The sequence below is a fragment of the Mycolicibacterium doricum genome, assembly GCF_010728155.1.
GTDB classification, from domain to species: domain Bacteria; phylum Actinomycetota; class Actinomycetes; order Mycobacteriales; family Mycobacteriaceae; genus Mycobacterium; species Mycobacterium doricum.
The window spans coordinates 3,146,161-3,163,130 of sequence record NZ_AP022605.1; the positions used below are offsets into that span (position 1 = coordinate 3,146,161).

The window sequence follows — 16,970 nt, forward strand, 5'->3', positions numbered from 1 at the left end:
CGGTTGGGTGCGCCCCTATCTCGCGATCGGCATCACGCCGACGAACACCACATAGTCACCAGCCAAGCCGCGACTCCACAACACAGCGAGATCGTCGACGGATAAGGATCGCACCGGCACCTTCCACATTTTAGATTTAGAGCCGTTCGATCCCGTGATTTCTTCGCGCCGGGCCGGGGCACTGTCCGGGTTCTGGTCGATCAGTTCGAGCACGTCGCAGATTGCGTCCCAGGTCTCATCGTCGGCAGATTGACATTCCCCCGAGACCGTGGAGGCATCAGCTATAAGGGGTAGTGATGTCAGAGAAGCGGAAGAAGTACGACCGGGAGTTCCGTGAGGGGGCTGTTCGGATCGTGCGTGAGACGGGTAAGTCGATCGCGGCGGTGGCGCGGGACCTGGGGGTCCACGAGGGCACGTTGGGCAATTGGGTGGCCCAGGACCGCGAGGCCCGCGAGGGCCGGGCTGAGTTGTCCCGCGACGATGTCGAGGAGCTCAAACGCCTGCGCAGCGAGAACGCCGAGCTGCGGATGGAGCGCGATGTCCTCAAGCGATCAGTGGTCCTGTGGGTGAAGGAGGCGACGAAGTGAGCGTGGCACGTTTCATCGCCGACCAGAGGACCAAATATCGAGTGCCGCATACGATCACATGTGTGCTGTTGGGTGTCAGCGTGTCGTGGTTCTACAAGTGGATCACCCGTGCTGAATCCGCCGATGGGTTGCACACCGACACCGATCGGCGCCGCGCGCGCCTCGATACGGCAGTGGCGGCGGCGTTCACCGCGGCCAAGGGGCTGCATGGGTCGCCGCGGCTGATCGCTGATCTACGTGATCTGGGTTGGGAGGTGTCGGAGAAGACGGTGGCCCACTCGATGCGCCGCCAGGGTTTGGTGGCGCGCCAGATCAAGCGCCGTAACGGGCTCACCAAGCAGGACAAGACGGCACCGAAGTTCCCTGACCTGGTCCAACGAGATTTCTCCGCGGCGGCGCCGGACCGGAAGTGGGTCGGTGACATGACCGAGATCCCCACTGAGTGCGGGCAGAAACTGTATTTGGCGACCGTGCTGGACCTCTATAGCCGCCGGCTGCTGGGGGCGGCGATGGGCCTGCATCCGGATGCCGACTTGGCGTGTGCGGCGATCAAGATGGCCGTGGCCGCGCGCGGCGGCCGCCAGGTGATCTGGCGCGATGAGCAGTCCGAGCGGGTGATATTCCACACCGACCGCGGCAGCACCTATACCGCACACGCGTTCACCACGCTGTGCCGGCAGTTGGGGATTCGGCAGTCGATGGGCCGGGTCGGGTCGTGTTTCGACAATGCCGCAGCGGAGGCGTTCTTCTCCTCGCTGGAATGGGAAGTGCTGTCGCGCAATCGTTTCCGTGATACCATTCATGCGCAGGCTGCGGTTATCGACTGGTGCTACACCTTCTACAATCACCAACGCCGGCACAGTGCCGCCGATGGGCTCTCGCCCGTCAACTACGAGATCAGGGAATCCAAGACCAAGCCGGAAGCGGCATAGGAAACCCTCCACGATTTCGGGGGAACCACAGATTGCTCCAGCGCATCGAGCTGCGCAGCAGCTTCGGGTGCGTACTCGATGCCCACTTACCGGCGCCGCTTATACGTGCGTTTCACAGCAGTGGACGGGTCGTCGACGAACTCCTCGATACGCGCACGGTCGGCAACCGGGAGCGCCAGATAGCTCGCCTGGGCCGCCGACATGACCACGGCCGGTTCCAACACCAGCACCCCGCCCGGTTCCTCGCGGAGCAAATAGGTCGAGTCCGGGTGGCCCGCCAGCGTGACACGACCGCGGCTGTCAGTGCGGATCATCTCACTCATTCCACCACCTTACCCGATGGGGGTTGAACCCAACAAGGGTACGGCCCCTCGTGCTCGGTAACCGCGTATGGATCCTAGGCGCCAAGCTGCAGCACACTAAGCCCATCAATTGGTCCGAGCGACACATACACGATTCTGACCGAAGTACGTCCGAGACATGCTTGAATTTGGCGGCGAGGCCGTGGTGAGCGGCCATCGGTATCTGTCGGTGTCCACCATTAGTGTGTACGACAGCAACGGAGTGAGAGGACTGGGGGCTTGCACAAGGCGAAGGCGGCGTTTCGCTTCATCGATCTCTTCGCGGGTCTTGGTGGCTTCCACGTGGCGCTTCGTGACCTCGGGGGCGAAGGGGTGTTCGCCGCCGAGTGGGAACCGACACTTAACGCGCTTTACGCGACAAATTTCGGTCTGGCAGCGTGGATGGACATCAACGAACTTGAATCCGCCACAACTATCAGGGCAGAAATTCCTGACCATGACGTTCTCACCGCTGGATTTCCCTGTCAGCCGTTCTCGAAAGCCGGCGAGCAATTGGGTTTCGAGCACACACTTCAGGGGCACCTATTCTTCCAAGTGCTGAAGATCCTCCGGGTCAAGCGCCCGCAGCGTTTCATCCTCGAAAACGTCCCGAATATTCTCTACCACCGCGGCGGGCACTCACTATCGAACGTCTACGTCTTCTTTGCGGACTACCACGATGTCGACGAGGCTCTTCGCAACGTGATCTCGGGGTCTATGCAAGACAACTCAGACGTTCCACTCCCCGTAGTGCTGCAGGGCGAGGGGTTCCTTGCCACCGGGAAGATCGCCAACCTGGGAAACAAGCCGCTACATCCCGGTCGCAAACCGTTCGTCCCGATCGTCAACAGCGGTGAAGACGAGGATCCAAACACGAAACTCGTCTACGACCTCTTCTCCCAGGGCGTATCGGACGATGTGACAGCTGGAGGCAGACTGCGTGGTCGCATTCTGACTGAACCTCTGTCACTTGTTGAGGCTGCCAGCCTCCTCGACCAACTTTCCTTCGACGCGTATCAGCCGGGTGTCGACAATTGGCAGGGCGAGCTGTGGTCGCAGGTCCAGGCGCGGGTGAACGCGATCCAATCGATGCCTGACGGCTACCACCTGTATCGCCCAGCTGCGCCCCAGAGCGGGCCGGCTTCGCCGGTTCGCAGAGACTGTCCTTACGCCATCCCGGCGTACTTCCGGCTATGGGAGGCGTGCCTCTCCCGCCGTGTCCGCGGCCTATTCGTGACAGGTCGGCGTGATGCGTTGTGGTCGATGACCGACCTGGTGACCAAACACCGCCAACGCCCAAACTTCTGGATCGGCATCCGCTATGGAAGTGGGGCTCCTGTCCAAGGGAAATTGGCGGATTTGCCCTTCATAGTCCCTGTGACTCAAAAGCAAGTCAACAAGGGCGGAATTCGAGGAACCTGGGGGGCGAACAAGCCAGACGCGGGCCCTGACCAGTACCGCGGCGACGAATACGCCACCCGTTCCGTCTGCCAACTCAACCTGATGCGTTCCCTGAATGTCGTGCGTCGATGCGGATCCGGTTGTGGTCTTCACTTCGGTTCCGACCGCGCCCCAGGTGAAGTCACGGAGCGACGGCTGCCAACCGTCCCACGCTTCAACGACTGGTGCCACCGTCGTGTCTTCTGCACATCGGCAGAAAGCATTGAGAAGTAAGAGTTCGCCCTAAAGCCGGTGTCGCAGGTTCGAATCCTGCCGGGGGCACTTTGCGGGGTCGCGACGCCGAGACTGCATACAGGCGCGTTCGCCCGCCGATTCGTGATCTGCGGCAGTCTCGCCGCGAACACTGAATCGGCGAAAGCGTTAGTGGCGGCGGTTGTTCACCATTCGAAAGCGCGGCTAGGGTGTTCGCGTGATCCGATCCAAAATGCCGAAGACCGCGGCACTGGCAACCGGGGCGATGGCGTTTGGGATCGGCGTCGCCCTCGCCGGAGCCGCCCCCGCCTCCGCAGGACCGGATGTCTGCGTCAGCGGTCCGTATGGGTTCGCCTCCGCCTGTGTCGACGCGCCGCGATGGGACGAGTGGTATGACGGCGGACCGCGCGGCCGAGGCAACGGCCACTGGAAGCACGGCCACCACAACCGCTGATCAGCTGCGGGTGTCGATCACCTGCTGTGCAATCTCGGTGAGCTTCTTGTTACCGTCCTGTGACAGTCGGCGCATCATCTCGAAGGCCTGGACGTCGTCGACCTTGTAGCGCTCCATGATGATGCCCTTGGCTTGGCCGATCCTGTCACGCGTGGAGAGCGCGGACCTCAACTGCTCCCCTTCACGGTGGGCGAGTAGCGCGGCGGCCGCGTGGGCGGCCAGCACCGTGCCGGTGGTTTCCGCGTCGGTGTCCCACACCCGGGGGCTGAACCCGAACAGGTTGAGTGCACCGGCGGTCCGGTCGGCGGTGTAGAGCTTGAACGACAGCCCGCTGAGGACCCCGACCTCCACGCACGCGGGGGCGTACTGCGGCCAACGCGTCTCTTCCCGGAAGTCGTCGGTGCGCACCACGACGTCTTGGAGCGCGGCCTGCACACACGGCCCTTCGTTGTACCTCATCTGCAGTTCGTCAAGTTGATGAGGTACGTCGGTGACCTGAGCCACGGATTCGAACGTGCCCCCGCGACCGACGAGCAGGATACCCGCCGCGTCGACGCCCGGGATGAGTTCCTTGGCCGCTGCCGTGACACTGGAGAGAATCTCGTCGAGGCCGCGAGGCGAGGCGAGGGTGCGCGCCAACTCCGCCATGCGCATGGCGAGGTCCTGGCTCTGCGGCATCGTCATGCAGCCCAGTCTTCCCGATGTGGCTGCAACGCACACCGAATAGGTTTGTGATCCCTACGTCGGGGCATTTGTTGCCGCAGGCGGATGTGGCGGTCGACCACCACACCCGCTGAGGTCTCGTCGGTTCAGACCTCGAGCCGACGGGGCCGCCCCACCGTTGAGACCCACGGGCACCCCGTGCGCGCCCGGGATGGAACCCCCGCCCCGCCACTCCGGCGGCCGGCACATCACCAACCCTTCGCGCCCGTCCCCTTCACACCCGTCGAAGCCCCGGAACGTGCCCCTCTGTTCCGACACCGCCAAAAAAGGGCTAGCACTCTCATATGTCGAGTGCTAATCTGAGGGCGCACAGTGATTTGGCTGCCCGCCAGGGTGGCGGGCTTCGGATCGACGAGGAGGTGGATTGCTGTGCTTCGCTTTGATCCGTTCAGTGACCTAGATACCTTGACCCGGGGTTTGCTGAGCAGCCAGACCGGATCAAACCGCACTCCCAGGTTCATGCCGATGGACCTCTGCAAGATCGACGACCACTATGTGCTGACCGCCGACCTTCCCGGCGTCGACCCCGGTTCGGTCGACGTCAACGTCGACAACGGCACGCTCACCATCTCGGCGCATCGCACGGCCCGATCCGATGACTCCGCGCAGTGGCTTGCCAACGAGCGGTTCTTCGGCAGCTACCGGCGGCAGTTGTCGCTCGGTGAGGGCGTCGACACGGCGGCGATCTCCGCGACCTACGAGAACGGCGTGCTCACCGTCACGATTCCGATGGCCGAACGCGCCAAACCGCGCAAGATCGACGTCGCCCATGGCGGCGGTCAGAAGTCCATCAAACCGACAACCGTCGACGCGGAGTAACCGCGCGACCGGGGCGGCTCCCCGAGGCTGCGGGTGGATCAATGATCCACCCGCAGCCGTGTCGTCTCAGCGTGGGCGCCGCGACATCGCCGCGACCAGTGACCACACCGAACACAGCAGGGTGAGGACGGCGACGACCCCACCGACGTAGAGCCCGTAGCCGGGTTCCACCGGATCGTGGACGTTGATGCGGTAGTACCACGCCGTCATCCCGACGATCAGCAACGAAAGACCCACGGCCGCAGTAGAAGCCGCCCGTTCGGACAGACCCCGGGCCGCCATCGCGCCGGCCACCACCAGTACGGACGCCAGCAGCACGATCAACTGCCCGGCACCGAAGCGGCTCGGAAGCACCAGGCTGCCGACTGTTCCGCCGATCGCGCTGGCATGTCCACCGCCGTCGGCGGCGGTGGTCAGCCACGGCAGCCACGCGCTGACGGCGAGCACCGCCGCGAACAGCGCGACGAGCCACCCCGGACGCAGCATGCGATGAGACTAGCGTGCGCGCTCGTGCGTCGGCGTCGACCACGGGGCGGATCATCTCTAGGCTGAGGTGACCTCAACCAAGGCGGTGCATGCGATGAGCGAACTCCCGCAGTGGGCACAGCAGCTCGACCTGTCGCCGCACCCCGAGGGCGGCTGGTACCGGGAGACCTGGCGCAGCGATCTCACCGTCACCCAATCCGCGCTACCCCCGGACTACACCGGTCCGCGCAGCGCAGGAACCGCGGTCCTGTTTCTGCTCATGCCGGGTCAGCAGTCAGCGTGGCACACCGTGCGCAGCGCCGAACTGTGGCTGTATCACCGCGGCAGCCCGCTGACACTCGAGATTGGGTCCCACCAGCACTCGGCCACAGCACATCTGCTGGGCAGCGACATCGACGCCGGGGAAAGCCCCCAGTTGGTCGTGCCCCCGCGGCACTGGCAGCGCGCCCGGCCGCGGGACGACGAGCCCACCCTGGTGAGTTGTGTGGTGGTACCCGGCTTCGATTTCGCCGACTTCGAGTTGGGCGCTGTCAGCGACTGAGCAGGTCGGCGGCGGCCGCCACGAGCGCGGCGTTGTCCGGGGCAGCGGAGCCGTCGGGCAGCAGTAGCGTGTCCTCCAGACCGATACGTGTCTGCAGACGGCGCGCACCCGCGTGTTGCAGCAGGGGCCAACAACTTTGGTCGAGTCCGTGCAGCAATATCGGCGCTGGCGAGTCGGCGGACCGCACGATGTCGAGCAGCGCGTCAGCGGTGTCGGTGTCGCCGTCCTCCTGCAGTTCGATCATCACCCGCAGACAGTGCGGCGCCAGCTCGGAGGCCGCCCACGACTGGGCCGCGTCGGCGTGGAAGATCCCCACCTCGACGCCGAGACCCTTGCTCAGTAGCAGTTCGGCCAACTCGGGCGACCCCGGCTCGTGCCAGTTCAGCGAGGCGAAATCCGGGAGCACCGACCAACTCTCCACCGTGCGGTGGCGGCCCCGCGCATCCGGCAGCGCCCAGAAGCCCGTCGTCACCCCGAGGGGAAGGCCCGGTGCGGCATGGCGAACCGCGACGACAGCTGCCCCGACGATCTCGGGATCCAGCGAGTCGGCTCCGTCGGTCCCCTTGGGGTGCAGGTGCACCGACTGCGCCCCGGCTTCGTGGGCGGCGACGGCGGCCACCGCCAGTTCGTCGGGGGTGACCGGGAGCGCGGGGTGCTGATCGGGCGTGCGGGCACCGTTGATGCACGCCTGGACGTAGACGGGAGGGCTCGGCATGACGCTATCTTCCCGCTAGATCAGCCCTGAAGCGACGCACCGTGGCAGGTGCGCGGGGAGCCAGGTTCCTGAGCACGCCGGCACCGGCACCGGCACCGGCACCATACACGGAGACGGGCCATTAGCGGCGGCGGCCTGGGGCCGTTGGGGTTACGAAGCGGCCTCCGGCGCGTACCCGAGCGCGGCCTTGACCTCGAGGAACTCGTCGAACGCGAACTGCCCCCACTCACGGCCGTTGCCGCTGCGCTTGTAGCCGCCGAACGGAGCGTTCATGTCGAACCCGTGGTTGATCGCGACAGAGCCGGCGCGGATGCGACGGGCGACCTCGCGGGCCTTGTCCAGATCGGCCGCCGAGACGTAGCCCGCCAACCCGTAGTCGGTGTCGTTGGCGATCTCGATCGCCTGGTCGAGGTCGTCGTAGCCGAGGATGCACAGCACCGGCCCGAAGATCTCCTCACGCGCGATCGTCATGTCGTTGGTGACGTGCGCGAACACCGTCGGCTTGACGTAGTAGCCCTTGTCGAGGCCCTCCGGGCGTCCGCAGCCACCGACGGCGACCGTCGCGCCTTCGTCGATGCCCTTCTGGATCAGGCCCTGGATCTTGTCGAACTGCGCCTTCGAGGCGACCGGTCCGATCGCGGTCTTGTCGCTGGGATCACCCACCTTGACCGCACCGGCGGTCTGCTTGGCGATTTCGATGGCCTCGTCCATGCGTGAGTTCGGAACCAGCATGCGCGACGGCGCATTGCAGCTCTGACCGCTGTTCATCATCATCACCGAGACCCCCGCGGCCACACTCTTGGCGAAGTCGTCGTCGTCGAGCACGACGTTGGGGCTCTTGCCGCCGAGTTCCTGCGTCACCCGCTTGACCGTCGGCGCGGCATTGCGCGCCACCTCGATCCCGGCGCGCGTCGACCCGGTGAACGACACCATGTCGACGTCCGGATGGCTCGACAGCGGGACGCCGACGCCCGGGCCGTCGCCGAAGACGAGGTTGTAGACACCGGCGGGAACACCTGCAGCGTCGATGATCTCGGTGAAGATCTGCGCCGAGTACGGGGCGACCTCCGACGGCTTGAGCACCATGGTGCAACCGGTGGCCAGCGCCGGGTACACCTTGCAGGCGATCTGGTTGATCGGCCAGTTCCACGGGGTGATCAGCCCGCATACTCCGACCGGTTCCTTCACCACCAGCGTCGAGCCGTGTTGTTCTTCGAACTCGAAGTTCTTCAGCACGTCGATCGCCGTCATGAGATGCCCGAGACCCATGCCAACCTGGGGGCCCGCCGCCAGCGACGCCGGCGCACCCATCTCCTCGGACACTGCATCGGCGAGGTCACCGGCGCGCTGCTGGTACTCCGCCAGGATCGCCTGCAGCACGTCGAGGCGCTCCTCGCGGGTGGTCTGCGACCACGTTGCGAACGCCCGGCGGGCGGCGTTGACCGCCAGGTCGACATCGGCTGACGACCCCAGCGCGATCCGGCCGGACACCTCCTCGGTGGTCGGGTTGTCGACCTCCAGGGCATTCGGACGAAGCGGCTCGACCCACTGGCCGTCGATGTAGAACTTCAGATACTCACGCATGGGTCAAAGTTTTCCCTATCCACCGGCCTACTGGATGCGTTTTGCATACCAAGTGCGGAATCTGTCTACTTCCGGGTTTTTTCTGCGAGTTCGCTTTCGGGTCGATGCAGACGTGGACCACCGCGGTCTTCCCGCTGGCTGGATATCACGCTCAGTGAAGGCCACTGTTCCGCTGTTGGGTGAGCCATCGCGCCGCTGATTGGTGGGCCGCTGCTCCGGTGTGGGGCGAGCCGCGTGCGTCTTGGGCTTGGGGTAGTGCCGGTGGGACGGGCCAGCTGGTGGTCCGCCCCACCGGCGGCTGGTCAGCCGGGCAGGCCGAAGTGCTTGCGCATTGATTCGTCGCAGGTCAGCACGGTGGCATGGGCGTTGGTGGTGATGCGATCGATAATCGCGTCGCGGTCGGCCCGCGATACGCCGGTGCGAAGGTTGTCCGGGACCAGCAGTCGGGCCGTGCCGCCAAAAGCCTCGAATGCGTGCACATGCGCATCGATCCACGACACCAGCGTCATATCGGTGAACGCCTCCACATACGTGAAAGCCGAAAACGACAGCGCGGCCACGAACAGCCACGCCTCGGTCGCCGCACCGGTCAGCGGGTCGGCGAAGCTCATCGCATCACCGGCCCAGTCGACCTCGATGGATTCGCCCGGGGTACGCACGATGCGCATCGATGCCCCCGTCGCGGCCACCCAGCGGCGGTACTGTTCGTTGAAGAACGAGTACCGATACGGCACTCCACCGCTGGCCCGGCACGCCGCGACGTACTCATTCCACAACAGCAACAGCGTCACCGACGGGCGCCCGAGTTCGCGGTGCACATGCTCGAAATCCGGCGCCACACGGTCTGAGTCCGGCCTGATCGGTGCGGGCAACAACCGGTGGCGGACCTCGTCAGCAGCGAGGTCCGCCACCTCCCAAAGCCCACGCCGGCCGCAGTTGCGGCTGCGAACACCGACGCCACGGTGTTGCGCGAGCAGCCCAGCACATCGGCGATACCGCGCTGACTCACCCCTTCTGCACGTAGCCGCAGGATCTGTTTGTAGTCGACCATCGAAGGCGACCCCTTTCGTCACGTCCGCGTCCCAATGACGCGGACCGACGAACGGTCGCACCCACAACATCAGCGGCACCACGGCTCATCCGCCACCGGCATAGTGGCTCACCCCGCAACGGAACGATGGCTCACCCAACCCCGGAACAATGGCCCTAACCAGCCGTAATATCCAGCTGGCGAAGGCCGTTGGCACGCCGGGCGCGGGACAACTGCTCGAAGTGCGCTTCTAGACCCCCACCTGCAGGTCCCACTGTGGTCGACGCCGATGACGCACACCGGTGGCGGAACCCGTGCCGGTCGCCGAGATCGACGTTTTGGCGGTTTCCACTCGCACTTTTTCGCCCGTGTGTTCGTTTGGGCGATCGCGTCAGGCCGGGGCGAAGACCGCCTTGAACCGGTCGAGTGACTCGCGGATGTCGCTCTTGAGCGCACCGGCGACGAGCATGCCGATCGGCCCGAACAGCGCGGGGCCACCGAGGTGGATGTCGAACGTGACGGTCGACCCCTCATCGGACGGTTTCACCTTGGCCATCAGCTTGACCTTCACCCCACCCCTGCCGTCGCCGTTCAGCGTCATCGCCTGCGGGGGCTTGTAGTGCACGATGGTCCAGTGGATCCGGTTCGGCATGCCCATCACCTCGACGATCGAGTCGATGCGGGCGCCCTTGTCCAGCGTCTCGGGTAGCTTCGACCGCCACGCCCGGTGCATAGACAGCCATTCCTTGTATCGCGACAGGTCAGAGGCGCACTCCCACGCCTTCTCCGGCGGTAGGGGGACGTCCACGGAGACGGACAGCTTCGCCATGAGTCAGGGGTGCAGAGGCGGATTCGGTGGGCTGACCGGCGGCTGCTCCTGAGGGTCGCTCTTGTCGACGTAGTTCTGCGCCGCGCCCTGGGCCTTGTTCACCTTGTCGGCGTACTTGCCCTTGGTCTTCTGGTCGAAGAGGTCGCCGGCCTTCTCTATCGCGCTGCCGGCCTTGTCGGGGTTCTTCGACACCCAGTTCTTCACCTTGTCGAGGAATGCCATGACACGACCTTACCGGCCGACCGCCAACACCGACCGCTCGCGCCACAGCCGTCGGTGCTCCCCCGGCAACCTTCCCTGCAACCACCAGAGCGCTTCGACGGCGGCCGCCCCGACCAGGCCCACCGCGAGCGCCATCGAGGTGGTCGCCACGTCGGTGGGGTCGAGGATGAACAAATCCTGAGCCCACGGGATCGAGAAGATCACCACATACGCCAGCGCCGACACCGCGACCAGGGCGACCCGCCACCACTCGTAGGGGCGGGCCACCACGGCGAGCACCCAAACGGCCGTCACCAGCAACGTAATGAGCGCCGCGGTGGATGCCTGGATCTGCTCCGTCTCGCTGGCGGCGCGGCCCTGGTAGGCCAACAGGTACGACGTGAACGTCGCGACCCCCACCACGAGACCCGACGGCAGCGCCGAGGACATCACCCGACGTACGAATCCGGGCTGCGCGCGCTCGTTGTTCGGCGCCAGCGACAGCACGAAGGCCGGGATGCCGATGGTGAACCAGGCGGCGATCGTCACGTGGATCGGCTGGAACGGGAACAGCAACGGGTCTGTCCCGAAGATCTCGGACGCCAGGCCCGCCACCCCGACGAGGACCGCCAGCAGCACCGAGTAGACGGTTTTGGTCAGGAACAGGTTCGAGACGCGTTCGATGTTGCCGATCACCCGGCGGCCCTCGCCGACCACATACGGCAGGGTGGCGAACCTGTCGTCCAACAACACGATCTGCGCGACGGACCGGGTGGCCGGGCTACCCGAACCCATCGCCACGCCGATGTCGGCGTCCTTGAGCGCGAGCACGTCGTTGACGCCGTCACCCGTCATCGCCACGGTGTGGCCGCGCGACTGCAGGGCATGCACCATCGCCCGCTTCTGGTCCGGGCTGACACGGCCGAACGTGGTGTGCGACTCGACCTCCTCGGCCAGCTCGTCGATCTTGTCGGGCAGGTGCCGAGCGTCCATGCAGTCGCCGTGCAGCCCCAGCGAGCCGGCCACCGCGCCCACCGACAGTGCGTTGTCACCGGAGATGACCTTGATCGACACCTTCTGGGCGGCGAAGTAGTCCAACGTATCTCGGGCGTCGGGCCGCACGCGTTGTTCGAGCGCCACCAGCGCGACCGGGGTCACGGCGCCCGGTGCAGCCGGATCGTCCACCGGCACGTCGGAGGAACCCACCATCAGAACCCGCAGGCCGTGGGCGCCGATGGCCTCGGCCCTTTCGGCGACCGGCGACGACGGGTCGAGCAACACGTCGGGCGCACCGATCACCCAGTTGCCGTGCGCGCCGTAGGACACCCCGCTCCACTTGGTGGCCGATCTGAACGGCGCGACGGCGGTGGCGGTCCAGCCGGGCGGGTTCGGGTAGGCCTCCGCGATGGCCCGGATGCTCGCGTTCGGGCGGGCGTCATCGGAAGCCATCGACGCCAGGACGTCCTCGACGGGATCGTTGGTGAACGTCTCGACGTCACTGAGGCGCATGCCGTTCTCGGTCAGCGTGCCCGTCTTGTCGGCGCACACCACGTCGACGCGGGCCAGCCCTTCGATGGCAGGCAGTTCGTTGACCAGGCACTGCCGGCGGCCCAGCCGGATCACACCGACCGCGAATGCGATCGACGTCATCAGCACCAGACCTTCGGGCACCATCGGCACCAGTGCGCCGACCATGGCCAGCACCGCCCGCCGCCACCCCGTGTCGGTGGTGAACAGCTGGGTGTAGATGGTGAGCAAGCCGGCCGGCACCAAGAGGTAGGTGATGAACCGCAGGATCTGGTTGATCCCGCTGCGTAGTTCCGATTTCACCAGCGTGAATTTGCTGGCCTCGTCGGCCAGTTTGGCGGCATAGGCTTCGCGCCCCACCTTGGTGGCCCGGTAGGCCCCGGATCCGGCCACCACGAAGCTGCCCGACATCACCGTGTCGCCGGCGTCTTTGGCGATCGCGTCGGCCTCGCCGGTGAGAAGGGACTCGTCGACCTCCAGGTTGTTGTCCTCGACGACCTCACCGTCGACGACGATCTGGTCGCCCGGGCCCAGCTCGACGATGTCATCGAGCACCACCTCGCTCGGGCTCAAGGGGCGGGACACCGGTCCGCACGCCGTGCGCCGTCGCACCAGCGGTTTGGCCTGCCCGACTATGGCCAGCTTGTCGAGCGTCCGCTTGGCCCGCAGCTCCTGGATGATGCCGATCGCGCTGTTCGCGATGATCAGCAGGCCGAAGGCGCCGTTGATGACCGATCCGGTGGACAACACGATGACCAGGAGCACGCCGAGGATGGCGTTGATGCGGGTGAAGACATTGGCGCGGACGATCTCACCGGTGGTGCGCGCGGCCCGCGTGGGAACGTCGTTCGACTGGCCCGCGGCGACGCGGCGGGCGACCTCGTCTTCGGTCAGCCCGGCGACGGTTACGGCCGGAGCCGCCGTCATCGCGGCACTCGGCTCTTCGCGCAAGCGCTCATCGCGGCACTCGGCTCTTCGCGCAAGCGCTCATCGCGGCACTCGGCTCTTCGCGCAAGCGCTCATCGCGGCACTCGGCTCTTCGCGCAAGCGCTCATCGCGCGAAGACCCCGTTGCGTTCCTGGTCGAAGTACTCCAGCGTCAGCCGGTTCCCGTCGAAGGTCGCCTTGGAGACCGACCCCGGCGGGGAGTTCTCGGTGACGAAGCTGAATGTGAACACGTTGCCGTCCCAATGCGTCAGCGGCCAGACCTCACCGCGCGGCCCCACCCGCAGACCGAGCGTGCCGCCCGCCTCGGTGACCTCCGCGGGGCCCCAGAAGCCGTTGTTGTAGGTGCCTGCGTAGGACGGAAGCGGTGCCGGCGGAACGGGATCGGCGGGCGCCTCCTGACCGACGAGCGACCCGACCGGCTTCTCCATGTCGGCGAACACCTTGTTGTAGAGGCCGAACCAGTCCTGACGCACCTCTCCGAACTGCACGAGGTCGGCGAACTGCGCGGTCAGCGCTTCGGGGACGCCCGCCGGGGTGGCATTGGTCAGCGCGACGATCGCCACGTCCGCGGACGGCAGGAACAGCGCGTTGGACCCCGCCCCGAGCTCGAAGGCGCCCGAATGGCTGAATTCGACGCGCGCGGCCGACGTGGTGCCGACGTTGAAGCCGAATCCGTAGAAGCCGGTGCGCATCGCCGGTTCGCTGGCCGGGCTCGAGACGCTCTGCGGTGTGACGGCGGGCAGCAGCGCATCGGGCTCGACGAGCTGCTGACCGCCGGCTTTACCGTCCGCGAGCACCATGGCCAGCCACTTGGCGAGGTCGTTGACCGACGAGCTCACCCCGCCTGCGGGGCTCTGCGGGTCGGGGTTGCGGACGTAGCGCGGCTCGTAGCGGCCGTCGACGTGGATGTGGCCGACCGCGCGGTCGGCGCGCTTCTCGTAGTCGGCGAAACGCGAACTCGTCGACCTCATCCCCAGCGGCCGGTACAGCACCTCCTCGGCCAACGTCTCCCACGGTGTGCCAGCACTGGTGGCGACCGCCTCCGCGGCGGAGGTGACCCCGAAGTTGGTGTAGGCGTAGGAGTCGCGAAACGGCGCCAGCGGAAGCTCGCGCAACCGCTCGAGGATGGCGCGGCGATCGTAGCCGACGTCTTCGAGCAAATCGCCGGCATGATCGGGCAGCCCGGAGCGGTGCGAGTACATGTCTCCGACGGTGACCATCTGGGTCAACGTGGGGTCCGACAGTGCAAACCAGGGCAGTTTCGACACGATCGGGGTGTCCCAGCCGATAGCTCCCTCGCTGACTTGACGCGCGACGACCGTAGCGCCCAGCGGCTTGGACAGCGACGCGATCTGGAACACCGTATCCGGGTCCACTTTTGCGCCGGTATTTACGTCGGTGACACCGAATCCCTTGGCGTACAAGGTCGTTCCGCCGTGGACAACGGCCACGGCCATTCCGGGGATCCCCGTCTTGGCCAGCATGTCCTCGGCCATCCCGTCGAGTTGCGCGACCGCCTTGTCCACGGCGCCGTCCGGCAGCGGCATGGCGGGTACGAGTGGCGGTGGCACGTCGGACTGCGGCGTGGCCGGTGGCGGCTGCGCCGACTGCGGCTCCTCCGTCGACGCCGAGTCGCATCCCGCGACCAGGGTAAGCGTCGCGGCGAGGGCGACGAACGGCAGAAGTCGGCGCTTCACAGCCTGCACGCTAGCCGCTCAGAGCTGCCACCACCGGTCTATCGGCGGTGACGCGCCACGCTCGACGCGCTGCCCCGGTCTGGGCACCACGACACTGACGCCAGCCGGACCGGCCGTCGACAGCAACCGCTCGACGGGTTCGGCCCAGGGGTGCGGCGCCAGCCGGAAGGTGCCCCAGTGGATGGGCAGCAGCACGCCACCGCCCGCATCCGTCATGTCCTGGTGCGCGCGGACGGCTTCCTCGGGGTTCATGTGGATGCCGGGCCAGGCCGGGTGGTAGGCGCCGACGGGTAACAGCGTCAAGTCGAACGGTCCATATTGCGAACCGATCCCGCTGAAGCTGGCGGTGTAACCGGTGTCCCCGCCGAAGAACGTGCGGTGCTTCGGACCGGCGATCACCCACGACGCCCACAGCGTGGTGTTGCGGCTGAACAGCCGACCGGAGAAGTGCCGGGCCGGGGTGCACACCAGCGTCAGTTCGCCGATGCGGTGACTCTCGTTCCAGTCGAGTTCGACGATCCGGCCCTCGGATATCCCCCACTTGCGCAGGTGCGCACCCACCCCGAGCGGTACGACGAACGGCGCGCGTTGACTGCGCGCCAGCCCGAGGATCGTGTCGACGTCGAGGTGGTCGTAGTGGTCGTGGCTCACCAGCACGGCGTCCACGGCGGGCAGTTGTTCCAAGGAGACCGGCGGCTCGTGGAGGCGGTGTGGACCGACGGTGCGCGACGGAGAGCAGCGCCTGCTCCAGATCGGGTCGGTGAGCACGCGGTAGCCGTCGACCTCGACAAGTGTCGTCGAGTGCCCGTGCCAGTAGACCGCCAGACCCGACGCCTCCGCGTCAGGAGCCGCCGGTGTCACGACCGGGATCGGCCCACCGGGCCTGCCGCTGTCGCGTCCGGTGAGCAGTTCACGAGTGAGGAGCCGGCGTTGTTCGGCGCCCAAGCTTATGGTGGCGGCCGGTTCGAGGTTCACGAACGCCGCGCCGCGGTAGTTAGCGGAGCGTTTGGCGACCGGGTAGATCTCGGCGGGCGTTGCGCCCAGCGCGGCGGGCGTGCCCTGCAGCGCCCGCAGCACCCAGCCGCCGGCCAGCACGGAGGCCGTACCGAAGCCGAACCGCAGCGCCGCACCCAACATGTCAGGCTCCCTGGAACCTCGGTGGCCGCTTCTCGATGCGCGCGACCTGAGCCTCGATGATGTCCTGGCTGGCCCATGCCTTGTCGAACAGTTCCTGGTGCGCCGGCCAGGGATCCTGGTAGGCGCCGTCGTCGTTGAGCACCCGCTTGGCGTGCTGCAGCGCCAGCGGCGCGAATCCGGCGATCTCTTGAGCCCACGCCTGCGCGTCGGCGAGCGTGCCGGACCGGTTGGCCATCCCGGTCTGCAGCGCGAGGTCGGCCGTGAGCCGCTCGGCCGCCAGCAGCATGCCCCGCGCCCGCCCGGCCCCGACCAGCGACGTCAGCCGCCGGATGCTCCAGTTATCAAGAGCGATACCGTATTTCGCGACTGGGAATTGGAAGTAGGCGTCGGGCGCCACGACCCGGAGGTCGCAGATCATCGACAGGATGACGCCCGCGCCGATCGCCGGGCCGTTGATCGCGGCGATCACCGGGAGCGGCGCCCGGTCGATGGCGAAGTTCAGCGCCCTCGCCTTGTCGGGCAACTCTTCGGCGATGCCCTGGCCGCCGGACAGGTCCGCGCCCGAGCTGAACACATGGCCCTGCCCCGTCAGGACGATGGCACGGACGTCCTCGGTCGCAGCCTTCTCGATTGCTTCACGCAGACCGTCGACCAGCTCGCTGTTGAGTGCGTTGCGGCGCTCTGGCCGCTGCATCTCGAGGGTCAGCACCTGGCCGTCGCGGGTGACACCGATCATGCCGCCACTGTATCTACCGTCACACGATAGC

Annotated in this window: 19 protein-coding genes and 2 pseudogenes; 6 read left to right on the forward strand and 15 right to left on the reverse strand. The window is 66.5% G+C overall.

Annotated elements, in window-relative coordinates; all coding sequences use genetic code 11:
• Positions 1 to 15 precede the first annotated feature (15 nt).
• Positions 16 to 303, reverse strand: a complete 288-nt coding sequence (locus tag G6N07_RS15305) for a hypothetical protein (protein ID WP_163784298.1) — start codon at positions 301 to 303, stop codon at positions 16 to 18.
• Here G6N07_RS15305 and G6N07_RS15310 point away from each other — a divergent pair.
• On the forward strand, positions 297 to 587 hold the full coding sequence (locus G6N07_RS15310; protein WP_163784219.1) for a transposase: 291 nt from the start codon (positions 297 to 299) through the stop codon (positions 585 to 587). The two genes, G6N07_RS15305 and G6N07_RS15310, sit on opposite strands and share 7 nt — an antisense overlap.
• Positions 584 to 1,519 carry an IS3 family transposase gene (locus G6N07_RS15315; protein WP_163784221.1) on the forward strand — a complete coding sequence of 312 codons (936 nt, stop codon included), beginning with the start codon at positions 584 to 586 and terminating at the stop codon, positions 1,517 to 1,519. The genes G6N07_RS15310 and G6N07_RS15315 overlap by 4 nt, the downstream gene beginning before the upstream one ends.
• Positions 1,520 to 1,605: 86 nt before the next feature.
• Here G6N07_RS15315 and G6N07_RS15320 read toward each other — a convergent pair whose 3' ends face one another.
• Complete coding sequence (locus G6N07_RS15320; protein WP_085192742.1) at positions 1,606 to 1,842, reverse strand: hypothetical protein; 237 nt, start codon at positions 1,840 to 1,842, stop codon at positions 1,606 to 1,608.
• A 258-nt stretch (positions 1,843 to 2,100) separates the two neighbouring features.
• On the opposite strand from G6N07_RS15320, the pseudogene dcm reads away from it, so the two are divergent.
• Positions 2,101 to 2,505, forward strand: a pseudogene (dcm, locus tag G6N07_RS21075) (DNA (cytosine-5-)-methyltransferase); the annotation flags it as partial.
• Positions 2,506 to 3,087: 582 nt separating this feature from the next.
• Here dcm and G6N07_RS21080 read toward each other — a convergent pair.
• The gene (locus G6N07_RS21080; RefSeq protein ID WP_372507509.1) at positions 3,088 to 3,492 is read right to left on the reverse strand and encodes a hypothetical protein; all 405 of its coding nucleotides are present in this window, start codon (positions 3,490 to 3,492) and stop codon (positions 3,088 to 3,090) included.
• A 238-nt stretch (positions 3,493 to 3,730) separates the two neighbouring features.
• Between G6N07_RS21080 and G6N07_RS15335 the strand changes: the two genes are divergently transcribed.
• A complete protein-coding gene (locus G6N07_RS15335) occupies positions 3,731 to 3,967 on the forward strand; it encodes a hypothetical protein (protein ID WP_085192740.1) in 237 nt (78 codons plus the stop codon).
• Here the strand turns inward: G6N07_RS15335 and G6N07_RS15340 are convergent, their stop codons facing one another.
• On the reverse strand, positions 3,968 to 4,651 hold the full coding sequence (locus G6N07_RS15340) for a GAF and ANTAR domain-containing protein (protein WP_085192739.1): 684 nt from the start codon (positions 4,649 to 4,651) through the stop codon (positions 3,968 to 3,970).
• Positions 4,652 to 5,059: 408 nt separating this feature from the next.
• Here G6N07_RS15340 and G6N07_RS15345 point away from each other — a divergent pair, with 408 nt between their 5' ends.
• Complete coding sequence (locus G6N07_RS15345; RefSeq protein WP_085192738.1) at positions 5,060 to 5,509, forward strand: Hsp20/alpha crystallin family protein; 450 nt, start codon at positions 5,060 to 5,062, stop codon at positions 5,507 to 5,509.
• 66 nt (positions 5,510 to 5,575) lie between these two features.
• Here G6N07_RS15345 and G6N07_RS15350 read toward each other — a convergent pair whose 3' ends face one another.
• On the reverse strand, positions 5,576 to 5,995 hold the full coding sequence (locus G6N07_RS15350; protein WP_085192737.1) for a hypothetical protein: 420 nt from the start codon (positions 5,993 to 5,995) through the stop codon (positions 5,576 to 5,578).
• 94 nt (positions 5,996 to 6,089) lie between these two features.
• On the opposite strand from G6N07_RS15350, the gene G6N07_RS15355 reads away from it, so the two are divergent.
• The gene (locus G6N07_RS15355; protein ID WP_085192743.1) at positions 6,090 to 6,536 is read left to right on the forward strand and encodes a cupin domain-containing protein; all 447 of its coding nucleotides are present in this window, start codon (positions 6,090 to 6,092) and stop codon (positions 6,534 to 6,536) included.
• Here G6N07_RS15355 and G6N07_RS15360 read toward each other — a convergent pair.
• The 10 genes and pseudogenes from G6N07_RS15360 to G6N07_RS15405 form a co-directional block, all read right to left on the reverse strand.
• Positions 6,526 to 7,251 (reverse strand): 3-keto-5-aminohexanoate cleavage protein, encoded by a 726-nt coding sequence (locus tag G6N07_RS15360; RefSeq protein WP_085192736.1) that lies wholly within the window; start codon positions 7,249 to 7,251, stop codon positions 6,526 to 6,528. The genes G6N07_RS15355 and G6N07_RS15360 overlap by 11 nt on opposite strands.
• Before the next feature lie 150 nt (positions 7,252 to 7,401).
• Positions 7,402 to 8,835, reverse strand: a complete 1,434-nt coding sequence (locus G6N07_RS15365; protein ID WP_085192735.1) for an aldehyde dehydrogenase family protein — start codon at positions 8,833 to 8,835, stop codon at positions 7,402 to 7,404.
• A gap of 302 nt (positions 8,836 to 9,137) precedes the next feature.
• Positions 9,138 to 9,746, reverse strand: a complete 609-nt coding sequence (locus tag G6N07_RS15370; RefSeq protein WP_244949071.1) for a hypothetical protein — start codon at positions 9,744 to 9,746, stop codon at positions 9,138 to 9,140.
• Between the two features lie 50 nt (positions 9,747 to 9,796).
• Positions 9,797 to 9,886 (reverse strand): annotated as a pseudogene (locus G6N07_RS21085) (helix-turn-helix domain-containing protein); the annotation flags it as partial.
• A gap of 370 nt (positions 9,887 to 10,256) precedes the next feature.
• Positions 10,257 to 10,694: a type II toxin-antitoxin system Rv0910 family toxin gene (locus G6N07_RS15380; protein ID WP_085192621.1), complete on the reverse strand. Its 438-nt coding sequence runs from the start codon at positions 10,692 to 10,694 to the stop codon at positions 10,257 to 10,259.
• Between the two features lie 3 nt (positions 10,695 to 10,697).
• Entirely contained in the window at positions 10,698 to 10,916 is a 219-nt protein-coding gene (locus G6N07_RS15385) for an antitoxin (protein ID WP_085192620.1), read from the reverse strand.
• Between the two features lie 9 nt (positions 10,917 to 10,925).
• On the reverse strand, positions 10,926 to 13,349 hold the full coding sequence (locus G6N07_RS15390; RefSeq protein ID WP_085192619.1) for an HAD-IC family P-type ATPase: 2,424 nt from the start codon (positions 13,347 to 13,349) through the stop codon (positions 10,926 to 10,928).
• 124 nt (positions 13,350 to 13,473) lie between these two features.
• Positions 13,474 to 15,075: a serine hydrolase gene (locus tag G6N07_RS15395; protein WP_085192618.1), complete on the reverse strand. Its 1,602-nt coding sequence runs from the start codon at positions 15,073 to 15,075 to the stop codon at positions 13,474 to 13,476.
• A gap of 9 nt (positions 15,076 to 15,084) precedes the next feature.
• Positions 15,085 to 16,203: an MBL fold metallo-hydrolase gene (locus G6N07_RS15400; protein ID WP_085192617.1), complete on the reverse strand. Its 1,119-nt coding sequence runs from the start codon at positions 16,201 to 16,203 to the stop codon at positions 15,085 to 15,087.
• Position 16,204: 1 nt separating this feature from the next.
• Positions 16,205 to 16,939: an enoyl-CoA hydratase gene (locus G6N07_RS15405; RefSeq protein ID WP_085192616.1), complete on the reverse strand. Its 735-nt coding sequence runs from the start codon at positions 16,937 to 16,939 to the stop codon at positions 16,205 to 16,207.
• Positions 16,940 to 16,970 lie beyond the last annotated feature (31 nt).

Bases quoted from the DNA above. Each gene is read 5' to 3' on its own strand.
- G6N07_RS15310 (WP_163784219.1), top strand. From the start codon at position 297: ATGTCAGAGAAGCGGAAGAAGTACGACCGGGAGTTCCGTGAGGGGGCT.
- G6N07_RS15320 (WP_085192742.1), bottom strand. From the start codon at position 1,842: ATGAGTGAGATGATCCGCACTGACAGCCGCGGTCGTGTCACGCTGGCG.
- G6N07_RS15340 (WP_085192739.1), bottom strand. From the start codon at position 4,651: ATGACGATGCCGCAGAGCCAGGACCTCGCCATGCGCATGGCGGAGTTG.
- G6N07_RS15350 (WP_085192737.1), bottom strand. From the start codon at position 5,995: ATGCTGCGTCCGGGGTGGCTCGTCGCGCTGTTCGCGGCGGTGCTCGCC.
- G6N07_RS15355 (WP_085192743.1), top strand. From the start codon at position 6,090: ATGAGCGAACTCCCGCAGTGGGCACAGCAGCTCGACCTGTCGCCGCAC.
- G6N07_RS15360 (WP_085192736.1), bottom strand. From the start codon at position 7,251: ATGCCGAGCCCTCCCGTCTACGTCCAGGCGTGCATCAACGGTGCCCGC.
- G6N07_RS15365 (WP_085192735.1), bottom strand. From the start codon at position 8,835: ATGCGTGAGTATCTGAAGTTCTACATCGACGGCCAGTGGGTCGAGCCG.
- G6N07_RS15380 (WP_085192621.1), bottom strand. From the start codon at position 10,694: ATGGCGAAGCTGTCCGTCTCCGTGGACGTCCCCCTACCGCCGGAGAAG.
- G6N07_RS15385 (WP_085192620.1), bottom strand. From the start codon at position 10,916: ATGGCATTCCTCGACAAGGTGAAGAACTGGGTGTCGAAGAACCCCGAC.
- G6N07_RS15390 (WP_085192619.1), bottom strand. From the start codon at position 13,349: ATGACGGCGGCTCCGGCCGTAACCGTCGCCGGGCTGACCGAAGACGAG.
- G6N07_RS15400 (WP_085192617.1), bottom strand. From the start codon at position 16,203: ATGTTGGGTGCGGCGCTGCGGTTCGGCTTCGGTACGGCCTCCGTGCTG.
- G6N07_RS15405 (WP_085192616.1), bottom strand. From the start codon at position 16,939: ATGATCGGTGTCACCCGCGACGGCCAGGTGCTGACCCTCGAGATGCAG.